Consider the following 19,848-nt stretch of genomic DNA (forward strand, 5'->3'; position numbering starts at 1 on the left):
GCAGGGCAGGGAGGCCGGCCTCGTAAATTGACGAATTTACATGATTTCAGAAGAATAACAGCTGCTTAAATAGTAGAGAAAAACATCCAGAATTAAATTCGCAAGCCCTAGCTGCTAGCGATGTATTAGACAACACGAGCAATGGTATTCCCATGACTGATGTTTTTAACCCGGATTCACGACTTGTCGCTATTACTGAGCGCATTATTGAGCGCAGCCGCGAAAAACGCGCTGCCTATCTTGCTCGAGTAGATAAATTCCGTCCTACCGGACCTGCGCGTCATCATCTTGGCTGTGCCAATCTCGCTCATGGCTTTGCCGCTTGCAACAGTTCAGACAAAGAAGCGTTGGCTGAAGGTCAAGCGGCCAATATTGGTGTGGTTTCCTCATATAACGAAATGCTGTCAGCTCATGTGCCCTATGGTGAGTACTTGGAGCCGATAAAGGCTGCCGCTCATGAGATGGGCATGACGGCCCAAATGGCTGGCGGTGTGCCCGCGATGTGCGATGGTGTTACTCAGGGTTTTCCTGGTATGGAACTGTCGCTTTTTAGCCGTGATGTGATTGCTATGAGCACTGCTATTGCGCTCTCACATGACATGTTTGATGCTGCTATTTGTTTGGGTGTGTGCGATAAAATTGTACCGGGCTTAATGATGGGCGCGCTCTCTTTTGGGCAATTGCCGATTATCTTTATTCCTGCGGGTCCCATGACGCCGGGGCTACCCAATGCCGAGAAAGCGAAGGCTCGCCAGCTATTTGCAGAAGGTAAAGTTGGCCGCAAAGAATTGTTAGCCGCCGAAAGCGCTTCTTATCACAGTGCAGGTACTTGTACTTTTTACGGCACCGCTAATACCAATCAGATGTTGATGGAAATTATGGGCATGCATTTGCCCGGTAGTACTTTCATCAATCCTTATACTCCCATGCGTGAGGCGCTAACACGTGCTTCGGTGCATCAGTTGGCTCGTCTGGCGCGCGATACTGATATTAAACTTGCTGACATAGTTACCGAGAAGTCTATAGTCAACGGGATTGTAGGCTTAATGGCAACGGGTGGCTCGACGAACCATGCAATGCATATAGTCGCTATAGCGCGTGCGGCAGGTGTGATTATCGACTGGCAGGACTTGTCTGACATATCTGATATCATTCCCCTTATGTGTCGTATCTACCCCAATGGTTTGGCTGATGTAAATCGTTTCCAAGCCGTAGGCGGTATGGGGTATTTAATGCGCGAATTGCGTGCGGCTGGCCTGCTTCATAATGATGTGAAGACCATGATGGGCGATGGCGGCTTAGATCCTTATACCAAAGAACCTTACTTAGAGAATGGTGAGATTGTATTTCGCGATGCTATTGCGCAAAGCCTCGACGATGCGGTTCTGCGTCCGCCTTCAAAGCCATTTAGTGCAGAGGGTGGCATGAAGTTGCTTAAGGGGAACCTGGGGCGTTCGGTAATTAAGATTTCTGCAGTTAAGCCCGATCATCGTAAGGTAGTCGCACCCGCTATAGTATTCCATAGTCAAGAAGAGCTGCAGCAAGCCTTTAAAAAGGGCGAGTTGGAAAAAGATTTTATCGCGGTAGTTCGCTTCCAAGGTCCTAAGGCCTGCGGTATGCCAGAATTGCATAAATTGACTCCGCCTTTGGGGGTATTACAAGATCGCGGCTTTAAAGTTGCCTTGGTTACCGATGGGCGTATGTCGGGTGCATCAGGTAAAATACCTGCCGCTATTCATATTAGCCCAGAGGCTTTGGATAATGGCCCTATTGCCTTGATCCGCAACGGCGACATTATTGAGCTGGATGCTGAGTCGGGTAAGTTGGAGTTGTTAGTTAGTGCAGAAGACTTGGCCGCACGCCAGCCAGCAGTTTGCGATCTAACACAAGTTCACAATGGCATGGGCCGTGAACTGTTTGCGCCCTTGCGCGCTACCGTCGGTATGGCGGAAGAGGGTGCAACGGTTTTTAACTGGTAATTCCAGTTGGAATCCAGACCCCGAACTTAGGTTCGGGGTCTTTCTTTTTAGGTGAGTTGTTTTTTAGCTGTCGTTACCTTAAGCAACTTACTTTGTATTACGCGAGACACAAGCCGACTGCTAAGCAGTGGGTGAATGACGACAACAAGATCTAAAGATTTTATTACTCAGTTTAGATTCACACACAGGAATACCCTCATGCTCGAAGCGTTTGATTTTGTCATTTTTGGTGGCGCTGGTGATTTAGCTCTGCGCAAATTGATTCCCGGTCTTTACCGCGCTCATCGCGATGGCTCTTTGCCTTCTGACGCACGTATAGTTCCTACCTGTCGCAATGCGCAAATGGTTGAGGAGTACCAAGGCAAAGTGCGCGCAGCAGCGGAAAAGCATTTGAATGCCGGTGAGTTTATCGCTGCAGAGTGGGATGATTTTGCTAAGCGTATTTATCCCGTCTTTCTCGATATAGCAACTAAAGACGAACATTGGGATGCAATGGCGCAGTTGCTCAACAGCGGTGATAACCGCCAGCGCGTGTACTACCTTTCTACGCCGCCATCTGTGTTTAGCGTTTGCTGTAAACACTTACATGAGTCTGGTTTGATTACTAAGAACTCTCGTGTTGTCGTTGAAAAGCCTCTGGGTTATGACGCCCAAACAGCAGAAGAAATTAACAGCCAGATTGCTGAATATTTCGTTGAAGATGCAATTTTTCGTATTGACCATTATTTGGGTAAAGAAACCGTACAAAACCTTATGGCGCTGCGCTTTGCAAATGGCATGTTTGATCATCTTTGGGACGCCAACTCGATTGATCATGTGCAAATAAGCATTTCTGAAACCGTTGGTTTAGAAGGACGCGCCAGCTTCTATGATGGCGCGGGTGCTATGCGCGACATGATCCAAAATCACATTTTGCAATTGCTGTGTTTGGTTGCTATGGAGCCGCCTGAGCATATGACGGCCGATTGCATTCGTGCTGGCAAGTTGGAAGTGTTAAAGAATTTGCGTCCTTTGACGGGCAACACTGTTAAGTACAATTCAGTGCGCGGTCAATATGTTGCGGGTGAGATGGGTGGCAAAGCTGTTCCTGGTTATTTGGAAGAGCTGGGTCAATCCAGTAATACTGAAACATTTGTGGCTATTCGCGCCCACATAGATACGCCGCGCTGGGCCAATGTGCCTTTCTATTTGCGCACCGGTAAACGAATGAAAGAGCGTTTTGCTGAAATCGTTATTCAGTATAAAGATACTGCTCGTCGCATCTATCCTGACACGGCCGGCTTGGTTACACCCAATCGTTTGGTTATACGCTTGCAACCAGAAGAGAGTATTAAAATCGTATTGGTTTCTAAAGATTTAGCGAAACATGAAACGAAACTGCACCCAGTCGTTTTAAATTTTGAATTTGCCGACAGTTATGAAAATTTTGTTTCAGATGCTTATAAGCGTCTGATGTTAGATGCAGCGGCAAATGATCCTAGTTTGTTTATTCACCGCGCTGAGGTAGATGCAGCCTGGGCTTGGGTAGATCCTATTATCCAAGCGTGGCAGCGCCCTGAAAATAAACCACAAGGTTATATGGCGGGAACATGGGGCCCACAAGCGGCTAGCTTGATGCTTGCAAGTGATCATCGTCGTTGGTTCTGCATTGAAGACGCACTTAAAGGGATTGATAACTAATGGTCACAGAACATCTATTTGAAAATCGTGCCGCTATGATTGCGGCATTGCAAGCAGAGTGTGAAGCGGCTTTGCGCAGCGCTATAGATGAGCGCGGTGAAGCTAGTTTTATGGTGTCTGGTGGCAGTACACCTGAGCCTTTATATAAGGCTCTAAGCCAAGTTGATTTGGATTGGGATGCAGTCTACGTCGCTCTCGTTGATGAGCGCTGGGTTGCATTCGATCACGACAAAAGCAATGAAGCCTTTACGGTCAAACATCTCTTCCAAAATAATGCTACAGCGGCAAACTTGGTGGGCATGAAAAACTCTGCTGACACGGCTATGGAAGGCTGGGCAGATTGCGAAAGTGCTTATCAGCAATTGGCGCAGCCATTTGATGTCACTATTTTAGGTATGGGCTCCGATGGCCATACTGCATCACTTTTCCCCTATGCTCCTGGGCTTGAAGCCGCATTAAATCCTGCGAGTGAGCACCTTTGTGCCGTTATAAATGCTATTCAAAGTGAGGTTACTGGCTCTATTACTGAGCGTATGACTCTAACCTTGGCTGGTCTGCTGCGCTCTAAATCTTTGGTTTTGCTAATTACCGGTGAAGAAAAGCTTGCCGTGTTACGGGCAGCTCAAGCTGGATCTGATGTGGCGGCCATGCCAATTCGCGCCGTACTGCAACAGCAACAAGTATCTGTCAGTATTTACTGGGCGCCTTAATTACAATGTCGAATTAATTTTTTATTGAATCTTACGAGGGACTCACAATGGCATTATCAATTGATCAAATTCTCAAAGTAGCACCTGTTGTTCCTGTGATGGTAGTAGAGCGCATAGAAGACGCAGTTCCCTTGGCGAGAGCGCTTTATAATGGCGGCCTAAAGGTATTGGAAATTACTTTGCGCACGCCTTGTGCGTTGGACGCTATTACCGCCATGGTTGAAGCTTTGCCTGCCGATGCAGTGATTGGTGCCGGAACTATTATTACACCTGCAGATTTAGAAAAAGCAATAAAAGCGGGCTCTACTTTTTTAGTGAGCCCAGGCACGACCCCAGCGTTAATTGAAGCGGCAAAAGCATCAAGCATTCCACTTTTGGCTGGCGTGGCTACGCCGACGGAAGCTATGCATCTTTACACCCAAGGTTTTACTCATCAGAAATTCTTCCCTGCCGAAGCTGCGGGCGGTGTTCCTATGTTGAAATCTATCGGTGGCCCCTTGCCACAAATTACCTTCTGCCCAACGGGCGGTATTGATTTGGCAAAAGCACCTAGTTACTTAGCATTGCCAAATGTAGCTTGTGTGGGCGGAACTTGGATGGCGCCGAAGGAATTGATGAAAGCTGGTCGCTGGGATGAAATTGAGCGTTTGGCGCGAGAAGCAGCTAGCTTGCCTCGTTCATAGATAAAAGCACGGCACATAAAAATTAGAAACTATTTAAATTAAAGCCCAGACACAATGGGCAACCTTTTGAACCTAGGAGAAAGTAATGACTATCAGAGTGGCAATTAATGGTTATGGTCGTATTGGCCGCAATGTACTGCGTGCCTTGTATGAGTCTGGTAAGCGCGAGCAAATTCAAATAGTAGGCATTAACGACTTGGGCGATGCTCATCTCAATGCCCATTTGACCAAGTATGATTCTGTTCACGGTGTATTTAATGGCAGCGTGAAATTTGAAGGCGAAACCATGTTTGTTAACGGCGACGAAATTCGTATCACATCAGAGCGTGATCCCGCTAAATTGCCATGGGGTGAGCTGAAGGTAGATGTGGTTTATGAATGTACCGGTATATTCACTAGCAAAGAGAAAGCAGGTTTGCACTTGGCTGCCGGCGCAAAGAAAGTCATTATTTCTGCTCCAGGTACTGATGTTGATGCCACCGTTGTATTCGGCGTGAACAACAATGTATTGAAGTCAACTGACACTATTATTTCTAACGCTTCTTGTACTACTAACTGCTTGGCGCCTATTGTCAAAGTATTGAATGATAACTTCACGATCGTTCAAGGCTCTATGACCACTATTCACTCTTATACCAATGATCAGGTATTGTCTGATGTGTACCATAAAGACATTTACCGCGCGCGCTCAGCTACCCAGTCTATGATTCCAACCACCACCGGTGCTGCAAAAGCAGTGGGCTTGGTGTTGCCAGAGTTGAAAGGCAAACTAGATGGTATTTCTGTACGTGTACCGACCATTAATGTCTCTTTAGTCGATCTCAATGTGCTGGTAGAAAAAGATGTTTCTGTAGAAAGCATTAATGCCGCTATGAAAAAAGCATCAGAGACTGAAATGCCAGGTGTGTTGGCTTATGTTGATGAGCCTTTGGTGTCAATCGATTTCAACCACAATCCGCACTCATCGAACTACGACTCTTTGCAAACCAAAGTGTACGGCAAGTGGGTTAAGGTATTGTCTTGGTATGATAACGAGTGGGGTTTCTCAAACCGCATGTTGGATAACACCTTGGCATTGATGTCAGCAAAATAAGAGAGCTTCACATGTTAAGACGTACAAAAATTGTAAGTACCCTCGGCCCCGCCTCAGAGTCGCCCGAAGTCTTGGAGCGCTTGATTGTTGCTGGTGTGAACGTGGTACGTTTGAATTTTTCACACGGTTCACCTGAAGATCATAAACGTCGTGCTGTCATGGTGCGTGAGTTGGCTGCGAAGCATGGTCGTCATGTTGCGGTTTTGGGTGACTTGCAAGGCCCAAAAATTCGTATCGCACGTTTTGCGGTAGGTAAAATCCACCTGAAAGTGGGTGATAAATTTGTATTGGATGCGTCGCTTGAGCGTGATGTGGGCAATCAAGACGAAGTGGGTATTGACTACAAAGAGTTACCTAACGATTGTAAAGCGGGCGATATGCTCTTGCTTGACGATGGTCGCGTGGTATTAAAAGTTGATCGCATCGAAGGTGCGCGCATTTACACCACTACGACTGCTGGCGGTGTTTTGTCTAATAACAAGGGTATCAATCGTCAAGGTGGCGGCTTAACCGCACCCGCATTGACCGATAAAGATATGGCTGATATTAAAACTGCCGCTGAGATCGATGTAGATTATTTGGCAGTTTCATTTCCTCGCAGCGCTGAAGATATGAATTTAGCGCGTCGTTTGATGGAAGAGGCTGGCGGTAAGGCTGCGTTGGTTTCAAAAATTGAGCGTGCAGAAGCTGTAGCTGACAATGAAACGCTTGACGATATTATCCGCGCGAGCGATGCGGTAATGGTAGCTCGTGGCGATTTGGGTGTTGAAATTGGCGATGCAGCCTTGATCGGTGTGCAAAAGCGTATTATTGAACGCTCGCGCGCATTGAACAAAGTGGTTATTACTGCGACTCAGATGATGGAGTCTATGATCAATAGTCCGCTCCCAACGCGCGCTGAAGTATTCGATGTGGCGAATGCCGTACTCGATGGTACTGACGCAGTGATGTTGTCTGCTGAAACAGCGGCCGGTGATTTTCCGGTAGAAACTGTTGAAGCAATGGTGCGTATTATTTTGGGCGCGGAGCAACATCCAACGGCCAGCTTTGATAAGTATCGTATGGACGAAGATTTTAGTTCAATCGATGAATCTATCGCCTTGGCTTCAATGTTCACCGCTAATCACTTGTCAGGTGTTAAGGCAATTATTGCGTTAACGGAATCAGGTAGCACACCGCGTTTGATGTCGCGCGTAGGTTCGCAGTTGCCTATTTTCGCTTTCTCGCGTCATGTGAGCACTCAGCGTAAAGTGGCGCTGTATCGCGGCGTGCATCCCGTTGCTTTTGATACCGAAGCTGTACCTTGTGCGCAAGATTTAACGCGTGCGGTAGAGCTGTTAAAAACCCGTAATATTGTTGTAGATGGTGATTTAATCATTCTCTCAAGCGGTGATACCACTGTTTTGGGTGGCACTAACACCATGAAAATATTGCGTGTTGGCGATCACTTGGCAAAGTAGTGATTAAGTTTGTCAAAAAAAGCGGCAGTTTTACTGCCGTTTTTTTTTGCGTGTAGAATGCAATTTATTTATGTAGAAGCTCTTGTTGGATGTGTATATGAAATTGACTACGTTGCTCTCAGCTCTAGTGGGGTTGCTAAGCGTGAACGCCATACCTTACGCACTTGCCTTAGACGTGCGAGGTGAATGGCAGCAGGGCGCGGTTATATACGGAAAGGTAGAATTAGGTTCTCGCGTGGAGTTTCAAGGGCGCAGCCTGCGCTTAACGGAGGACGGTACTTTTGTGATTGGACTCGGGCGCGACGCGGCTAAAACGGCGGTCATTTCTATCTTAGATAGTTCGGGCAAACGTCAACAATATAGTTATAACGTTAAGCAGCGCACCTATCAAATTCAGCGAGTCACTGGGGTTCCGCAGAGAACGGTAACGCCAGACCCCAAGCAAGTGGCGCGCAGTCAACGTGAGGCGCAGATGGCTGCTGAAGCGCGTAAAGATGACTTACCACTCGATTTTTTTGCACAAAAATTCATCTGGCCTTTAACGGGGCCGATTAGCGGTGTTTATGGTAGCCAACGTTTTTATAATGGCGCGCCTAACAGTCCGCACTATGGCGTTGACATAGCGCGCCCAGTAGGCACTTTAGTGAAGGCACCCGCAGCTGGAGTGGTGACTTTGGTGCATCCCGATATGTTCTTTTCGGGAGGAACCTTGATTATTGATCACGGCCACGGTCTTTCTTCAACCTTTATTCATTTGAGTAAAATACTGGTTAATAAAGGCGATAAAATTGCGCAGGGACAGGCCATTGCTAAAGTGGGGCAGACTGGTCGTGCGACTGGGCCGCATTTGGATTGGCGTATGAACTGGTTTGAAGAACGTGTAGATCCGCAATTATTGGTTGGAGCTATGCCTCATTCACCCTAAGTTAGGTTTCTGGAACTGACTTACTCCTAGAGACATATCTGCTGTGAGCAGTGTAAGATACCGCCCCCTGATCACCTATTTGTAGAGTCAGACGCATGATTGATAAAAAATTACTTGCCATTCTAGTTTGCCCCGTGAGCAAAGGTGCGCTGGAATATCGCGCAGAGCAACAAGAATTGATTTCTTGGGCAAGCCGTTTGGCATATCCCATTCGCGATGGCATTCCAGTTATGCTGGAAAATGAAGCTCGTACTTTAAGTAACGAAGAAATTGAAGAGCGCCAGCACTGATTGCTAGGCCAGATTGCATAACATTTGATGAGTTGTAACCCATGATGACAAGCGCTGAAATTCGCGACGCCTATTTAAAATATTTCGAGAGTAAAGGTCACACCATAGTACCCAGTAGTTCGTTGGTGCCGGGCAATGACCCAACCTTGTTATTTACGAATGCGGGTATGGTGCAGTTTAAAGATGTTTTTCTTGGTGACGATAAACGTCCTTATACGCGTGCAACCAGCTCGCAACGCTGTGTGCGCGCTGGCGGCAAACACAATGACCTTGAAAATGTAGGCTATACCGCACGTCATCACACCTTCTTTGAAATGCTAGGCAATTTTAGTTTTGGCGATTATTTTAAACGCGATGCAATTACCTATGCTTGGGAGTTCTTAACATCCAAGGACTGGCTAAATATTCCAGCGGAAAAACTGTCGGTCACAGTCTATGCATCAGATGATGAAGCCTATGATATTTGGCATAAAGAAGTTGGTGTGCCGGCTGAGCGATTAATCCGTATTGGAGATAACAAGGGCGCACCCTATGCGTCTGACAACTTTTGGGCCATGGGTGATACTGGCCCCTGCGGTCCCTGTACTGAAATTTTCTACGATCATGGCGCTGATATTTGGGGTGGCCCACCGGGCTCACCAGAAGAAGACGGCGATCGCTTTATTGAAATCTGGAATAACGTGTTCATGCAGTTTAACCGCACGCCAGACGGCGTGTTGCATCCGCTGCCTGCACCTTCTGTCGATACGGGCATGGGGCTTGAGCGGATTGCTGCCGTGATGCAGAAGGTGCACTCCAATTATGAAATTGATCTCTTTCAGCACTTGTTGCAAGCCGCTGCTGAAGTCACTAACACCGCCGATTTGGAAAATAAATCCCTACGGGTAATTGCTGATCATATTCGCTCTTGTTCATTTTTGGTGTGCGATGGCGTCATTCCCTCCAATGAAGGGCGCGGTTATGTTTTACGCCGAATTATTCGACGCGCGATTCGCCATGGTAACCAACTGGGGCAAAAGCAGGCTTTTTTCCATAAATTAGTAAAATCCTTGGGTGAGGTCATGGGTGGTGCTTACCCAGAGCTAATTAAGCTTCAAGCACAAATTGAAAAAGTATTACTGCAAGAAGAAGAGCAGTTTGAAAAAACCTTGGACAAAGGAATTGCTGTACTAGAAGACGCGCTTACCAAGTTGAGTGGTAAAGAAATACCCGGTAAGTTGGTGTTTACGCTTTATGATACTTTCGGTTTTCCGCAAGATTTAACCAATGACATAGCCCGTGAACGAGGTTACACCCTTGATCTAGCTGGCTATGATGCCGCTATGGCTGAACAGCGCGCACGCGCACGCGCTGCAGGTAGTTTTAAGGTTGACTATACCGCTGCGGGGATAGATTTGCCTGCGAGTGAGTTTCTTGGCTACAGCAGCTTGGCAGAACAGGGCAAGGTACTGGCACTGTTGAAAGAGGGCGCCAAAGTTGAGCGCCTGCTAGAAGGTGATGATGGTGTAGTGGTATTGGATCGCACGCCTTTCTATGGTGAGTCTGGCGGTCAAGCGGGCGATTGTGGTTATCTTGAGCTTGGCACCAACCGTCTTGAAGTACGTGACTGTCAAAAGCAAGGGAGCACCCATCTTCATTTAGTGCATGTATTGCAGGGTGCTGTATCTGTTGGCGATCAATTAGGTGCCAAAGTGGATGCTAGCTTACGTCAAGCCACTGCACTCAATCATTCTGCAACACATCTATTGCATGCCGCACTGCGTAAAATTCTCGGTGAGCATGTGACACAGAAAGGCTCATTGGTTGATTCTGAGCGGTTACGTTTTGACTTCTCTCATTTCGAGGCTGTAACTGCAGAGCAATTAAAAACAATTGAGCAGCTCGTGAACTCTCAAATACGTGCTAACTCCTCAATCGCTACTGAGTTGTGCGATATGGAGACGGCCAAAACTAAGGGCGCTATGGCGCTATTTGGTGAAAAGTACGGCGATAGCGTGCGCGTTTTGACTATGGGTGATGGTTTTTCAGTGGAGCTTTGTGGCGGCACACATGCTGAGCGCACGGGCGATATCGGCTTATTTAGAATTACCTCAGAAGCGGGTGTTGCTGCCGGTGTGCGTCGTATAGAGGCTGTCACGGGTGCGGCAGCTTTGGGGCTATTTGATCAAGTTGAATCTTTATTAGACTCGGCGACCTACACGCTTAAGGCTAATCGCACGAACCTTGCTGAAAAGCTGGAGCAGATGATGCTCCAAAGCCGCAAACTCGAAAAAGATCTCGCTGCGCTAAAGACCAAATTAGCGACTGCGGGCAGTGGGGATGTTTTGTCTCAGGCACAAGAAATTGCTGGTGTTAAGGTATTGGTCTTGAATTTAGCCGATGCAGACGCCAAGTCATTAAGAGATACTGCCGATCAATTTAAAAATAAATTGGGCACTGCGGTGGTACTGCTTGCTGCTGTAGAAGACGATAAGGTTGCTTTGGTGGCAAGTGTGACGCAGGATATTACCGCCAAAGTGAAAGCGGGTGACCTTATGCGTTACGTTGCCGAGCAGCTAGGTGGAAAAGGTGGCGGTAGACCTGACATGGCGCAGGGTGGCGGCACTAATGTGGCGGCTCTTAATGCAGCCCTGGAGTCTGTAGTGCCTTGGGTGACCAAGCAACTCGGCTAATCACTGTACATATAGTGATAAAAGCGTGATATATCCGTGTTTTATCATGCATTTGGGTTAACTTTTATTGCAAACTGGTGTTTAATTGCCCCCTTTTTTGTGATCTAGTTATTAGTTCTTTGCATTCAATTCAATATACGAGGAATAGGCTGGAATGAGCTTGTTAGTTCAGAAGTACGGCGGTACCTCTGTGGGTACTGTCGAGCGCATCGAAGCGGTTGCCGATAAGGTGGCTGGCTTTCGTGCTCAGGGTCACGATATGGTGGTGGTTTTGTCTGCAATGAGCGGAGAGACTAATCGCCTCATAGGTATGGCTACACAAATTCAAACCACCCCCGATCCGCGTGAGCTGGATGTGTTGGTGTCTACTGGAGAACAAGTGACTATTGCTCTCCTCTGCATGGCCTTGAAAAAACGCGGTGTAGACGCACGCTCTTATACGGGCGGTCAGGTGCGTATTCTGACTGATAACTCGTTCAATAAGGCGCGAATCCAAGCAATTGATGAAGCCAATATGCGTGCCGATCTTGATGCTGGCCGTGTGGTGGTTGTCGCTGGGTTTCAGGGTGTAGACGAGCAAGGGAATATTACTACTCTTGGTCGTGGCGGTTCTGATACCACAGGCGTGGCCTTGGCCGCTGCCCTAAAGGCAGATGAATGCCAGATATACACTGATGTTGATGGCGTTTACACCACTGACCCTCGTGTTGTTGAGCGCGCGCGTCGTCTTGAAAAAATTACCTTTGAAGAAATGCTAGAGATGGCAAGCCTTGGCTCTAAGATATTGCAAATTCGCTCAGTAGAATTTGCAGGTAAATACAATGTGCCTTTGCGTGTACTCTCCAGCTTTGTAGATGGCCCAGGAACTCTGATTACCCTCGATGAGGAAGACTCGACTATGGAACAACCACTCGTTTCCGGTATAGCATTTAACCGTGATGAAGCTAAAGTAACTTTGACTGGAATTCCCGACACTCCAGGCGTAGCCGCCAAAATTTTAGCCCCTGTGGGTGCTGCTAATATTGAAGTTGATGTGATCGTACAAAATGTGAGCGCAGATGGCACTACTGATTTAACCTTCACTGTTCATAAAAATGATATGAACAAGGCTGTAAAGGTTCTAGAGTCGGTAGCAAAAGAAATAGGTGCACGTGAAGTGCGCAGCGATGATAAGGTTGCTAAGGTCTCTATCGTGGGTGTGGGTATGCGCTCTCACGCTGGCGTTGCATCGAAGATGTTCACTGCTTTAGCTGAAGATCGAATTAATATTCAAATGATTACAACGTCAGAAATTAAGATTTCGGTAATCATTGAAGAGCGTTACTTGGAGTTGGCTGTGCGAAGTCTGCACACCGCTTTTGGTTTGGATGCCGAGCCTACAGAAGACCGTGTGAGGGGCTAGGTCTTATACAACTGTGGTTTAGTTAAGGTGTTTTCCGTGTGTGGCTGTTTGTTGAGCAAATAAACAGAAAAATACTAAGGGGTTTCTTCCTTTTCGTGAAAAGTAGACGATACTTAGTACAGGCATCTAGGTGTCAGTAAAGCGAAAGGGGTTATTCGAGGGGCGATGGTGGCAAGGGGTGTCTAAATCGTTCTCTTACAGGATGAGTGAAGGAGATTAAAGATGTTAATTTTGACCCGCCGTATTGGCGAAACACTGATGGTAGGTGATGAGGTAACTGTCACTGTTCTGGGTGTGAAAGGTAATCAAGTCCGAATTGGTGTTAATGCACCTAAAGATATTGCTGTGCATCGCGAAGAGATTTATCAACGAATCCAACGTGAAAAGCAAAATCAAGAAGAGCAAGAATAGGTTTGTTTTAAATAATTTATTTGTGCTTGCTTAATCGTTTGCGCGGTGAATGAGATGATCATTTACCGCGCAGGCGTTTTAAGGGTATGAAAAATTAAATTAAAAGAATAATGGTATGAAAAGCATACGGATTTAAAAATAATTTATTTTTTTCTGAAAATTCGCATTCAAGCCTTTGAATTTAAGAGAAATATGATATTATGCCGCACCTGCTGAGAGAGGGAGTGCAAAGAAACATGAAAATGTTTTTAAGCGCAGAATTTCAAAGTAGTTATGGTGAGGTGGCCGAGTGGCCGAAGGCGCTCCCCTGCTAAGGGAGTATACCCGTTAAACGGTATCGAGGGTTCGACTCCCTCCCTCACCGCCATTGAATTGCTAAAAAGCCCAATCGAAAGATTGGGCTTTTTTTTGGCAAAAAATATTAAGGCGACGAGCATCGTTGCGTTAAATATACCCGTGCACGCATCAGTTTTATTTAATATTAATTACAGGCCACTAGCATGCTGTTTCTGTGAGCAGGCGTTGGCTGGGTCTATGAAGCAGTTTGTGCTGCGCTTATGCGGAGTGGGTATAACTAAAAAGGGGGATGAGTTATCATCCCCCTTTTTTAGTTATCTATTTTTTTAGATTAACAAGTTTTGACTAGCAGTTTCATTGCAAATATTAAAGTGCACTAATTTTGTGGATTTGTTCGCGTAGTTTTTCAACTGAGATTTTATGCTCAGCCACTCTAGTTCGCTCGGCGGCTACTACATCGGCAGGTGCCTTTTCAACAAAGGCGGTATTGCTGAGTTTGGCTTCAGTGCGAGTTATATCTTGCTCTAGCTTGCTGCTCTCTTTGGTGAGGCGAGCAATCTCTGCATCCTTATCAATAAGGCCAGCCATTGGAACTAGAATTTCCATATTGCCAACCAGTGCGGTGGCAGATAGGGGGGCTTCATCGCCAGCGGCTAATAAGGTGATACTTTCTAGTGAAGCGAGCTTGGTTAAAAACTGACGACTGTTATTAAGGCGCAACTCATCTTCTTGGCTACCATTTTTAAGATAGATGGGAATATCTTTTGCGGGAGAAATATTCATTTCACCGCGAATATTGCGCACACCTAAAATAATCGTTTGTAACCATTCAACATCCTTGAGGGCTTGTTGATCGATTTTACTTTCATCAGCGGCGGGATAGCTTGCAAGCATAATGGTCTCGCCAGTAGCACCCGTAAGCGGTTTAATGGTTTGCCAAATTTCCTCGGTAATAAAAGGCATTAACGGATGCACAAGGCGCAAAATGGTTTCTAGTACGCGCACTAGGGTGCGACGAGTGCCAGTTTTTTGCGTTGCGCTAGCCTCGCTGTCAAATAGAACGGCTTTAGTGGCCTCTAAGTACCAGCTGCAATATTCATCCCACACAAATGTGTAAATTGCTTGGCTAGCAAGGTCCAAGCGATATTTATCTAAGCTTTCAGCTACTGTTTTTTCTGCGAGTTGTAATTTGCTGATAATCCAGCGATCACCAAGCGACAGTTCGCAGGTGCTCGCTTGATCTAGGCCGCAGTCGTGTCCTTCGCATTGCATTAAGGTGAAGCGCATTGCGTTCCAAATTTTATTGCAGAAATTGCGATAGCCTTCTACGCGACCCATGTCAAATTTAATGTCGCGCCCATTAGAGGCGAGCGAACAAAAAGTAAAGCGCAGCGCATCAGTACCATAGGCTTGAATGCCTTCAGGGAATTCTTTGCGAGTTTGCTTTTCAATTTTTGCAGCGTCTTTAGGGTTCATCAAACCAGTGGTGCGCTTTTGCACTAAAGTTTCTAAATCTATGCCGTCAACTATATCGAGGGGGTCGAGTACGTTGCCCTTGGACTTGGACATTTTTTGCCCTTGGCCATCACGCACTAAACCGTGAACATAAACGGTTTTGAAGGGGATTTGCGGGCTACCATCTTCATGTTTCACCAAGTGCATGGTGAGCATGATCATACGAGCAACCCAGAAGAATATAATGTCGAACCCGGTAACTAATAAATCCGTGGGGTGAAATTTTTTCAAGAAATCAGTTTGTTCAGGCCAGCCGAGTGTTGAGAAGGTCCACAGGCCGGAGCTGAACCAGGTGTCCAGTACATCTTCATCTTGGTCGAGTGCAACCTCTGCAGGAATATTGTGCTTGCTACGCACTTCTGCTTCGTTGCGGCCAACATAAACCTTGCCGCTGGCGTCGTACCAAGCGGGGATGCGATGTCCCCACCAAAGTTGGCGACTAATACACCAGTCTTGAATGTCGCGCATCCAAGAGAAGTACATGTTTTCGTATTGCTTGGGCACAAATTCTATGCGGCCATCTTCAACTGCGGCTATGGCAGGTTCGGCTAAGGGTTTGGTGCTCACGTACCATTGGTCGGTTAGCCAGGGTTCAATCACTACGCCTGAACGATCACCGCGAGGTACTTTTAGCGCATGGTCGTCAATTTTTTCGAGTAACTCAGCTGCTTCGAAGGCTGCGACAATGTGCTTGCGCGCTTCATAGCGATCCATGCCTGTAAATTGTGCGGGCAGGGAGCCATCTAATAGTGAATTCAGTGTTCCATCAAAATTAAATATTTGTGCGGTGCCCAGAATAGCTGCATTTTTGTCCAACACATTAATGAGTGGCAGGTTGTGGCGCTTACCGACCTCGTAGTCGTTAAAGTCATGCGCTGGCGTGATTTTCACACAGCCAGTGCCGAAATCTTTATCGACATAGTCATCGGCAATAATAGGAATTAAGCGGTTCACCAAAGGTAGCATAATAAATTTGCCAATCAGTGATTTGTAGCGCTCATCTTCAGGGTGCACAGCAACGGCACTATCGCCCAACATGGTTTCGGGGCGCGTGGTGGCAACAACTAAATAGTTTTTGCCTTCTGCGGTGGTCGCGCTGTTGGCTAGCGGATAGCGCAGATTCCACATGGAGCCTTTTTCATCGTGGTTCTCTACTTCTAAGTCTGAAATAGCAGTGTGAAGTTTAGGGTCCCAATTAACGAGGCGCTTACCGCGATAAATCAGGCCGTCGTCGTGCAGCCGAACAAAGGCTTCTTGTACGGCTTTTGATAGGCCTTCATCCATAGTAAAACGCTCGCGGCTCCAGTCTACCGACGAGCCTAAGCGACGAATTTGACGGGTGATAGTGCCGCCTGATTGATCTTTCCACTCCCAAATCTTGCCAAGAAACGCTTCGCGCCCCAAGTCGTGGCGACTCACGCCTTGCGCGGCTAATTGCCGTTCAACCACCATTTGTGTGGCTATACCTGCATGGTCAGTACCCATTTGCCACAGAGTGTCATCGCCCTTCATACGTCTATAGCGAATCAAAGCATCCATAACCGCATTATTAAAACCGTGCCCCATGTGCAGGCTACCGGTGACATTCGGTGGTGGAATCATAATGCAATAGGGGTTGCCGCTACCGGCGGGCTTGAAATAGCCCTTTTCTTCCCAAGTTTGATACCACTGGCGCTCAATAGCGTGGGGCTGATAGGTTTTTTCCATAGCAAAACAGACTCTTTCGGGGTCGCCGTAGCGGCGAAAAATGGACAGAAAATAAGGCTGATGATTATACAGTCTGGCGAGGGGTAGGCCTAGTTGGGTTGTTGATTAGTTTTCAGGTTATAAATGGGGTGGAATGTTATTATATTGCATTAAACGTTGTTAAATCATGTTGTGGTTAATCGTAGGAAACACGAATGAAGTTAAAAGAGTTGCCCGCGTCTTGGTGGTGTGCGCTAAAGTTGAATCGAATTAAATTAAGCCGTCTTCGCGAAGTTTCCGTACCTTCTATACCCGTTGTCGTTTCTTTAACTTCTATTCCAAGCCGGTTGTCTATTGTTCATTTAACAATTCGCAGTCTTCTTTTGCAGAGTCAAGCGCCCGAAAAAATCATACTTTGGTTGAATGATGCATTGCAGGATAAGGTGCCAGTCTCCTTGGGTGAGCTTATTTCGCCAAGATTTGAAATTCGTTATGTGAGCCTTAATTGTTCTCATAGAAAACTCATACATTCATTGGAAGCATTTCCTAACACGTCGGTCATTACCTGCGACGATGATTTAATGTATGGCCCAACGTGGTTGGCTCGTCTCTATAGTGATCACTTACGATTTCCGCAAGATATTATTGCGCATGAATGTCGCATGATTGCGTTTTCGTCTGAGGGGCAGCCTGCTCCTTATGCTAAATGGCGTACCGAAAGTAGGGTCGATGTGACTGAGCCATGGTTGATGCCGATAGGTTATGGCGGCGTTTTTTATCCACCGAACTCTTTGCATCAAGATGTTCAAAACCGAGAGTTGTTTTTGCATTTAACGCCCAAGGCTGATGATTTATGGTTTAAGGCCATGTCGCATTTGGCGGGCACTCGAACTCGTCGCTCTAGTTGCCCAGGTAATAAGCCTATGCCTATCATATCTTCGCAAAAAGAATCACTTAAAAAAACCAATGTACGACAGGATGGTAATTACCAGCAGTGGGTTGCGCTCTGTAATCACTATGGTTTTTAGTTTTAGAAAGTAATACTTGATAAGGTAATGTTGTGAATTCATCCTTAATTTCGCCAATAGATGCCGTCATTACTTGGGTTGATGGTGCTGACCCTCTTCATAGTGAAAAGCTGAATCGATATTTGACCTCTATCGGCGGGGCACGACCGCATTCAGCTAATCCAGCCAGGTTCAATAGTGTGGGTGAAATTGAATATTGTGTGGTTTCATTGCTGCGTTATGCGCCATGGATTCGCACCATTTTTATTGTGACCGACAACCAACAACCTAGTTTCATGACCAAGCTGCAAGGAACTCCTTTTGCACAACGTATAAAAATTGTCGATCATAGTGTAATTTTTTCTGGGCGAGAGGAGTGTCTGCCTAGTTTTAATAGTATGTCTATATCGAGCCAGCTTTGGCGCATTCCAAATTTGGCTGAACAATTTTTGTTTCTCAATGATGATTTTGCTTTGATTCGTCCAGTAGGTGCGGATGCTTTTTTCTGTGACCAAAAACTAGTGTTACGGGGTCATTGGCAGGTGCAATCTAACCATCGTTGGTATCGTCAGCTTTGGCGTCAAATGCAAAAAATGATGGGGATAAAAGAGGTGGCGCGGTCTATTGATCGAGTAAAGTTTATTGGCGTTCAAGAAAATAGCGCGCGCTTGTTTGGGTACTTTAAAACGGTGTTCCAGTTGGAACATAATCCACACCCTTGGAAGTTGAGTCAGTGGGAGCTTTTTGAAAAAGAACATGCAGATGTGGCGCGCAAAAATTGTTGCCATCACCTCCGGTCTGCGGAGCAGCTAGTGCCTGAGGGAATTATTGCGCACTTGGCATTGAGAATTAATGAAGCTGTCATCGATAATAGATTGCAAACATTGCAATTGAAGCCCGCAGATCAAGCGTTGGTTCGCATTAAAAGTAAGCTTGCTCGAGCCGAGCGAAATGAAAGTTATGTCTTTGTTTGTATTCAAAGCCTTGAAAATGCCCCAACAGAAAGTTTTGAACTGGTGACGAGCTGGCTTCGAGAAAGGATCGGTAATTGGGATGATTTTATTGAGGTTGAGTCGAAAAAAAGCAAATAAATTGCTCATTTTAGCGCGCGTAGCTCCCCTTTATTTAAATGCAGTTGTATCTAGATTGTAATGAAGGGTTAGTTTCTGCCATTGCAATCTATTCCTGTCTTGATGAACATTTTCTGATTTAAGTGATATTTTTTGCGATCCTATTATGGGGCGAGGGTTTGGGGATGGGTTGCATGAGCGCCTTGTTTGTGTGTTGTTTAAAGTTGCCATGCATTTAAACCACAGATCGTCCGCCTTTGGTGTGAGTAGTGTAAAAAGCGCTTCATTAGTGGTGTCTGTATGCAGACATTTCGGTGGATAGAGTATTCCTGCATAGCCAAGGGGTAATAAATCTTGTGAGCTGTAACCAATAGATTCTACATTCGGCCATGTTAAATAGGGGCTTATTTCTCCAGTGTTGGTGTAGGTGATGCGCCGACATTGGTTGGCAATAATATCATTAGGAAAGCTTTGGTGTGATTGGTAGAGCCTTGAGATGAATTCTGTGTGATAGAGCAAATCATCATCACAGGTAATAATAGTCTTCTCGGGATATGCATTCAGTGCATATATTAATTTTATATGTGGGCAGTCGAGCGGAACAAACATTATGTCAAAGCGGGGGCCTATAAGATCCATTACTTTTTTGGGAAGTTTTCCTTGGTGTGATTCATGTAACCATAGAATAACCTTTTCAGCAGGTTGAGTTTGATGAAGCATGCTGCGTATGGCGGTATGTACTATGTGAAAGCGAGATGGGATTGATGTAAAGGAGATAATAATAGGTAGCGGTGTTGGTCCGGCGCCGTGCAGTTCATCGCGCGCTAATTTGTTTAGTCGATAGGCCTTAATAAGTGATTCGGGTATTTGTTTTAGTTTCATCTCAGCAGGGGGCTCGCAATAAAATCCATTGAATTATTGCGAGGCTGTCACGCTAGCTTCTTATTAATTTAGCGTTTTTCATCGCC

General features: G+C 46.2%; 15 protein-coding genes and 1 tRNA gene. 14 read left to right on the top strand and 2 right to left on the bottom strand.

The features are described from left to right. Positions 1–152 precede the first annotated feature (152 nt). The 12 genes from edd to AC0KUT_RS07835 all read left to right on the top strand — a co-directional run bounded on the left by edd (position 153) and on the right by AC0KUT_RS07835 (position 13,672). On the top strand, positions 153–1,979 hold the full coding sequence (gene edd, locus AC0KUT_RS07780; protein ID WP_488834872.1) for a phosphogluconate dehydratase: 1,827 nt from the start codon (positions 153–155) through the stop codon (positions 1,977–1,979). Positions 1,980–2,177: 198 nt separating this feature from the next. After that, complete coding sequence (gene zwf / locus AC0KUT_RS07785) at positions 2,178–3,659, top strand: glucose-6-phosphate dehydrogenase (protein WP_488834873.1); 1,482 nt, start codon at positions 2,178–2,180, stop codon at positions 3,657–3,659. After that, a complete protein-coding gene (gene pgl, locus AC0KUT_RS07790) occupies positions 3,659–4,369 on the top strand; it encodes a 6-phosphogluconolactonase (RefSeq protein WP_488834875.1) in 711 nt (236 codons plus the stop codon). Before zwf ends, pgl begins: the two co-directional genes overlap by 1 nt. A 47-nt stretch (positions 4,370–4,416) precedes the next feature. Then, positions 4,417–5,052: a bifunctional 4-hydroxy-2-oxoglutarate aldolase/2-dehydro-3-deoxy-phosphogluconate aldolase gene (eda, locus tag AC0KUT_RS07795; RefSeq protein WP_488834876.1), complete on the top strand. Its 636-nt coding sequence runs from the start codon at positions 4,417–4,419 to the stop codon at positions 5,050–5,052. 85 nt (positions 5,053–5,137) lie between these two features. Then, the gene (gene gap / locus AC0KUT_RS07800) at positions 5,138–6,145 is read left to right on the top strand and encodes a type I glyceraldehyde-3-phosphate dehydrogenase (RefSeq protein ID WP_488834878.1); all 1,008 of its coding nucleotides are present in this window, start codon (positions 5,138–5,140) and stop codon (positions 6,143–6,145) included. An 11-nt stretch (positions 6,146–6,156) separates the two neighbouring features. Continuing rightward, positions 6,157–7,605, top strand: coding sequence for a pyruvate kinase (pyk, locus tag AC0KUT_RS07805; protein ID WP_488834880.1), 1,449 nt, complete (start codon positions 6,157–6,159; stop codon positions 7,603–7,605). Between the two features lie 97 nt (positions 7,606–7,702). Beyond that, positions 7,703–8,530 carry a M23 family metallopeptidase gene (locus AC0KUT_RS07810; RefSeq protein WP_488834882.1) on the top strand — a complete coding sequence of 276 codons (828 nt, stop codon included), beginning with the start codon at positions 7,703–7,705 and terminating at the stop codon, positions 8,528–8,530. Between the two features lie 95 nt (positions 8,531–8,625). Next, entirely contained in the window at positions 8,626–8,820 is a 195-nt protein-coding gene (locus AC0KUT_RS07815; RefSeq protein ID WP_488834884.1) for a Trm112 family protein, read from the top strand. Positions 8,821–8,861: 41 nt separating this feature from the next. Beyond that, complete coding sequence (gene alaS, locus AC0KUT_RS07820) at positions 8,862–11,492, top strand: alanine--tRNA ligase (protein WP_488834885.1); 2,631 nt, start codon at positions 8,862–8,864, stop codon at positions 11,490–11,492. 154 nt (positions 11,493–11,646) lie between these two features. Continuing rightward, entirely contained in the window at positions 11,647–12,894 is a 1,248-nt protein-coding gene (locus AC0KUT_RS07825; protein ID WP_488834886.1) for an aspartate kinase, read from the top strand. Positions 12,895–13,116: 222 nt separating this feature from the next. After that, positions 13,117–13,305: a carbon storage regulator CsrA gene (gene csrA / locus AC0KUT_RS07830; RefSeq protein WP_488834889.1), complete on the top strand. Its 189-nt coding sequence runs from the start codon at positions 13,117–13,119 to the stop codon at positions 13,303–13,305. 275 nt (positions 13,306–13,580) lie between these two features. Beyond that, positions 13,581–13,672: transfer RNA gene (locus AC0KUT_RS07835), tRNA-Ser, on the top strand. A 296-nt stretch (positions 13,673–13,968) separates the two neighbouring features. Here the strand turns inward: AC0KUT_RS07835 and AC0KUT_RS07840 are convergent. Next, positions 13,969–16,824: a valine--tRNA ligase gene (locus tag AC0KUT_RS07840; RefSeq protein WP_488834890.1), complete on the bottom strand. Its 2,856-nt coding sequence runs from the start codon at positions 16,822–16,824 to the stop codon at positions 13,969–13,971. Positions 16,825–17,018: 194 nt separating this feature from the next. Between AC0KUT_RS07840 and AC0KUT_RS07845 the strand changes: the two genes are divergently transcribed. Together AC0KUT_RS07845 and AC0KUT_RS07850 are read left to right on the top strand one after the other, a co-directional pair. Then, a complete protein-coding gene (locus AC0KUT_RS07845; protein ID WP_488834891.1) occupies positions 17,019–17,831 on the top strand; it encodes a glycosyltransferase family 2 protein in 813 nt (270 codons plus the stop codon). A gap of 32 nt (positions 17,832–17,863) precedes the next feature. Beyond that, positions 17,864–18,901, top strand: a complete 1,038-nt coding sequence (locus AC0KUT_RS07850) for a Stealth CR1 domain-containing protein (protein WP_488834892.1) — start codon at positions 17,864–17,866, stop codon at positions 18,899–18,901. 30 nt (positions 18,902–18,931) lie between these two features. On the opposite strand, the gene AC0KUT_RS07855 is transcribed toward AC0KUT_RS07850, so the two are convergent. Next, on the bottom strand, positions 18,932–19,762 hold the full coding sequence (locus AC0KUT_RS07855; RefSeq protein ID WP_488834894.1) for a glycosyltransferase family 2 protein: 831 nt from the start codon (positions 19,760–19,762) through the stop codon (positions 18,932–18,934). Positions 19,763–19,848 lie beyond the last annotated feature (86 nt).

It is taken from the genome of Cellvibrio sp. 25HG11W-0, assembly GCF_057815475.1.

Coding starts and splice junctions, on each gene's coding strand:
- edd (WP_488834872.1), top strand. CDS start 153: ATGACTGATGTTTTTAACCCGGATTCACGACTTGTCGCTATTACTGAG.
- zwf (WP_488834873.1), top strand. CDS start 2,178: ATGCTCGAAGCGTTTGATTTTGTCATTTTTGGTGGCGCTGGTGATTTA.
- pgl (WP_488834875.1), top strand. CDS start 3,659: ATGGTCACAGAACATCTATTTGAAAATCGTGCCGCTATGATTGCGGCA.
- eda (WP_488834876.1), top strand. CDS start 4,417: ATGGCATTATCAATTGATCAAATTCTCAAAGTAGCACCTGTTGTTCCT.
- gap (WP_488834878.1), top strand. CDS start 5,138: ATGACTATCAGAGTGGCAATTAATGGTTATGGTCGTATTGGCCGCAAT.
- pyk (WP_488834880.1), top strand. CDS start 6,157: ATGTTAAGACGTACAAAAATTGTAAGTACCCTCGGCCCCGCCTCAGAG.
- AC0KUT_RS07810 (WP_488834882.1), top strand. CDS start 7,703: ATGAAATTGACTACGTTGCTCTCAGCTCTAGTGGGGTTGCTAAGCGTG.
- AC0KUT_RS07815 (WP_488834884.1), top strand. CDS start 8,626: ATGATTGATAAAAAATTACTTGCCATTCTAGTTTGCCCCGTGAGCAAA.
- alaS (WP_488834885.1), top strand. CDS start 8,862: ATGATGACAAGCGCTGAAATTCGCGACGCCTATTTAAAATATTTCGAG.
- AC0KUT_RS07825 (WP_488834886.1), top strand. CDS start 11,647: ATGAGCTTGTTAGTTCAGAAGTACGGCGGTACCTCTGTGGGTACTGTC.
- csrA (WP_488834889.1), top strand. CDS start 13,117: ATGTTAATTTTGACCCGCCGTATTGGCGAAACACTGATGGTAGGTGAT.
- AC0KUT_RS07840 (WP_488834890.1), bottom strand. CDS start 16,824: ATGGAAAAAACCTATCAGCCCCACGCTATTGAGCGCCAGTGGTATCAA.
- AC0KUT_RS07845 (WP_488834891.1), top strand. CDS start 17,019: ATGAAGTTAAAAGAGTTGCCCGCGTCTTGGTGGTGTGCGCTAAAGTTG.
- AC0KUT_RS07855 (WP_488834894.1), bottom strand. CDS start 19,762: ATGAAACTAAAACAAATACCCGAATCACTTATTAAGGCCTATCGACTA.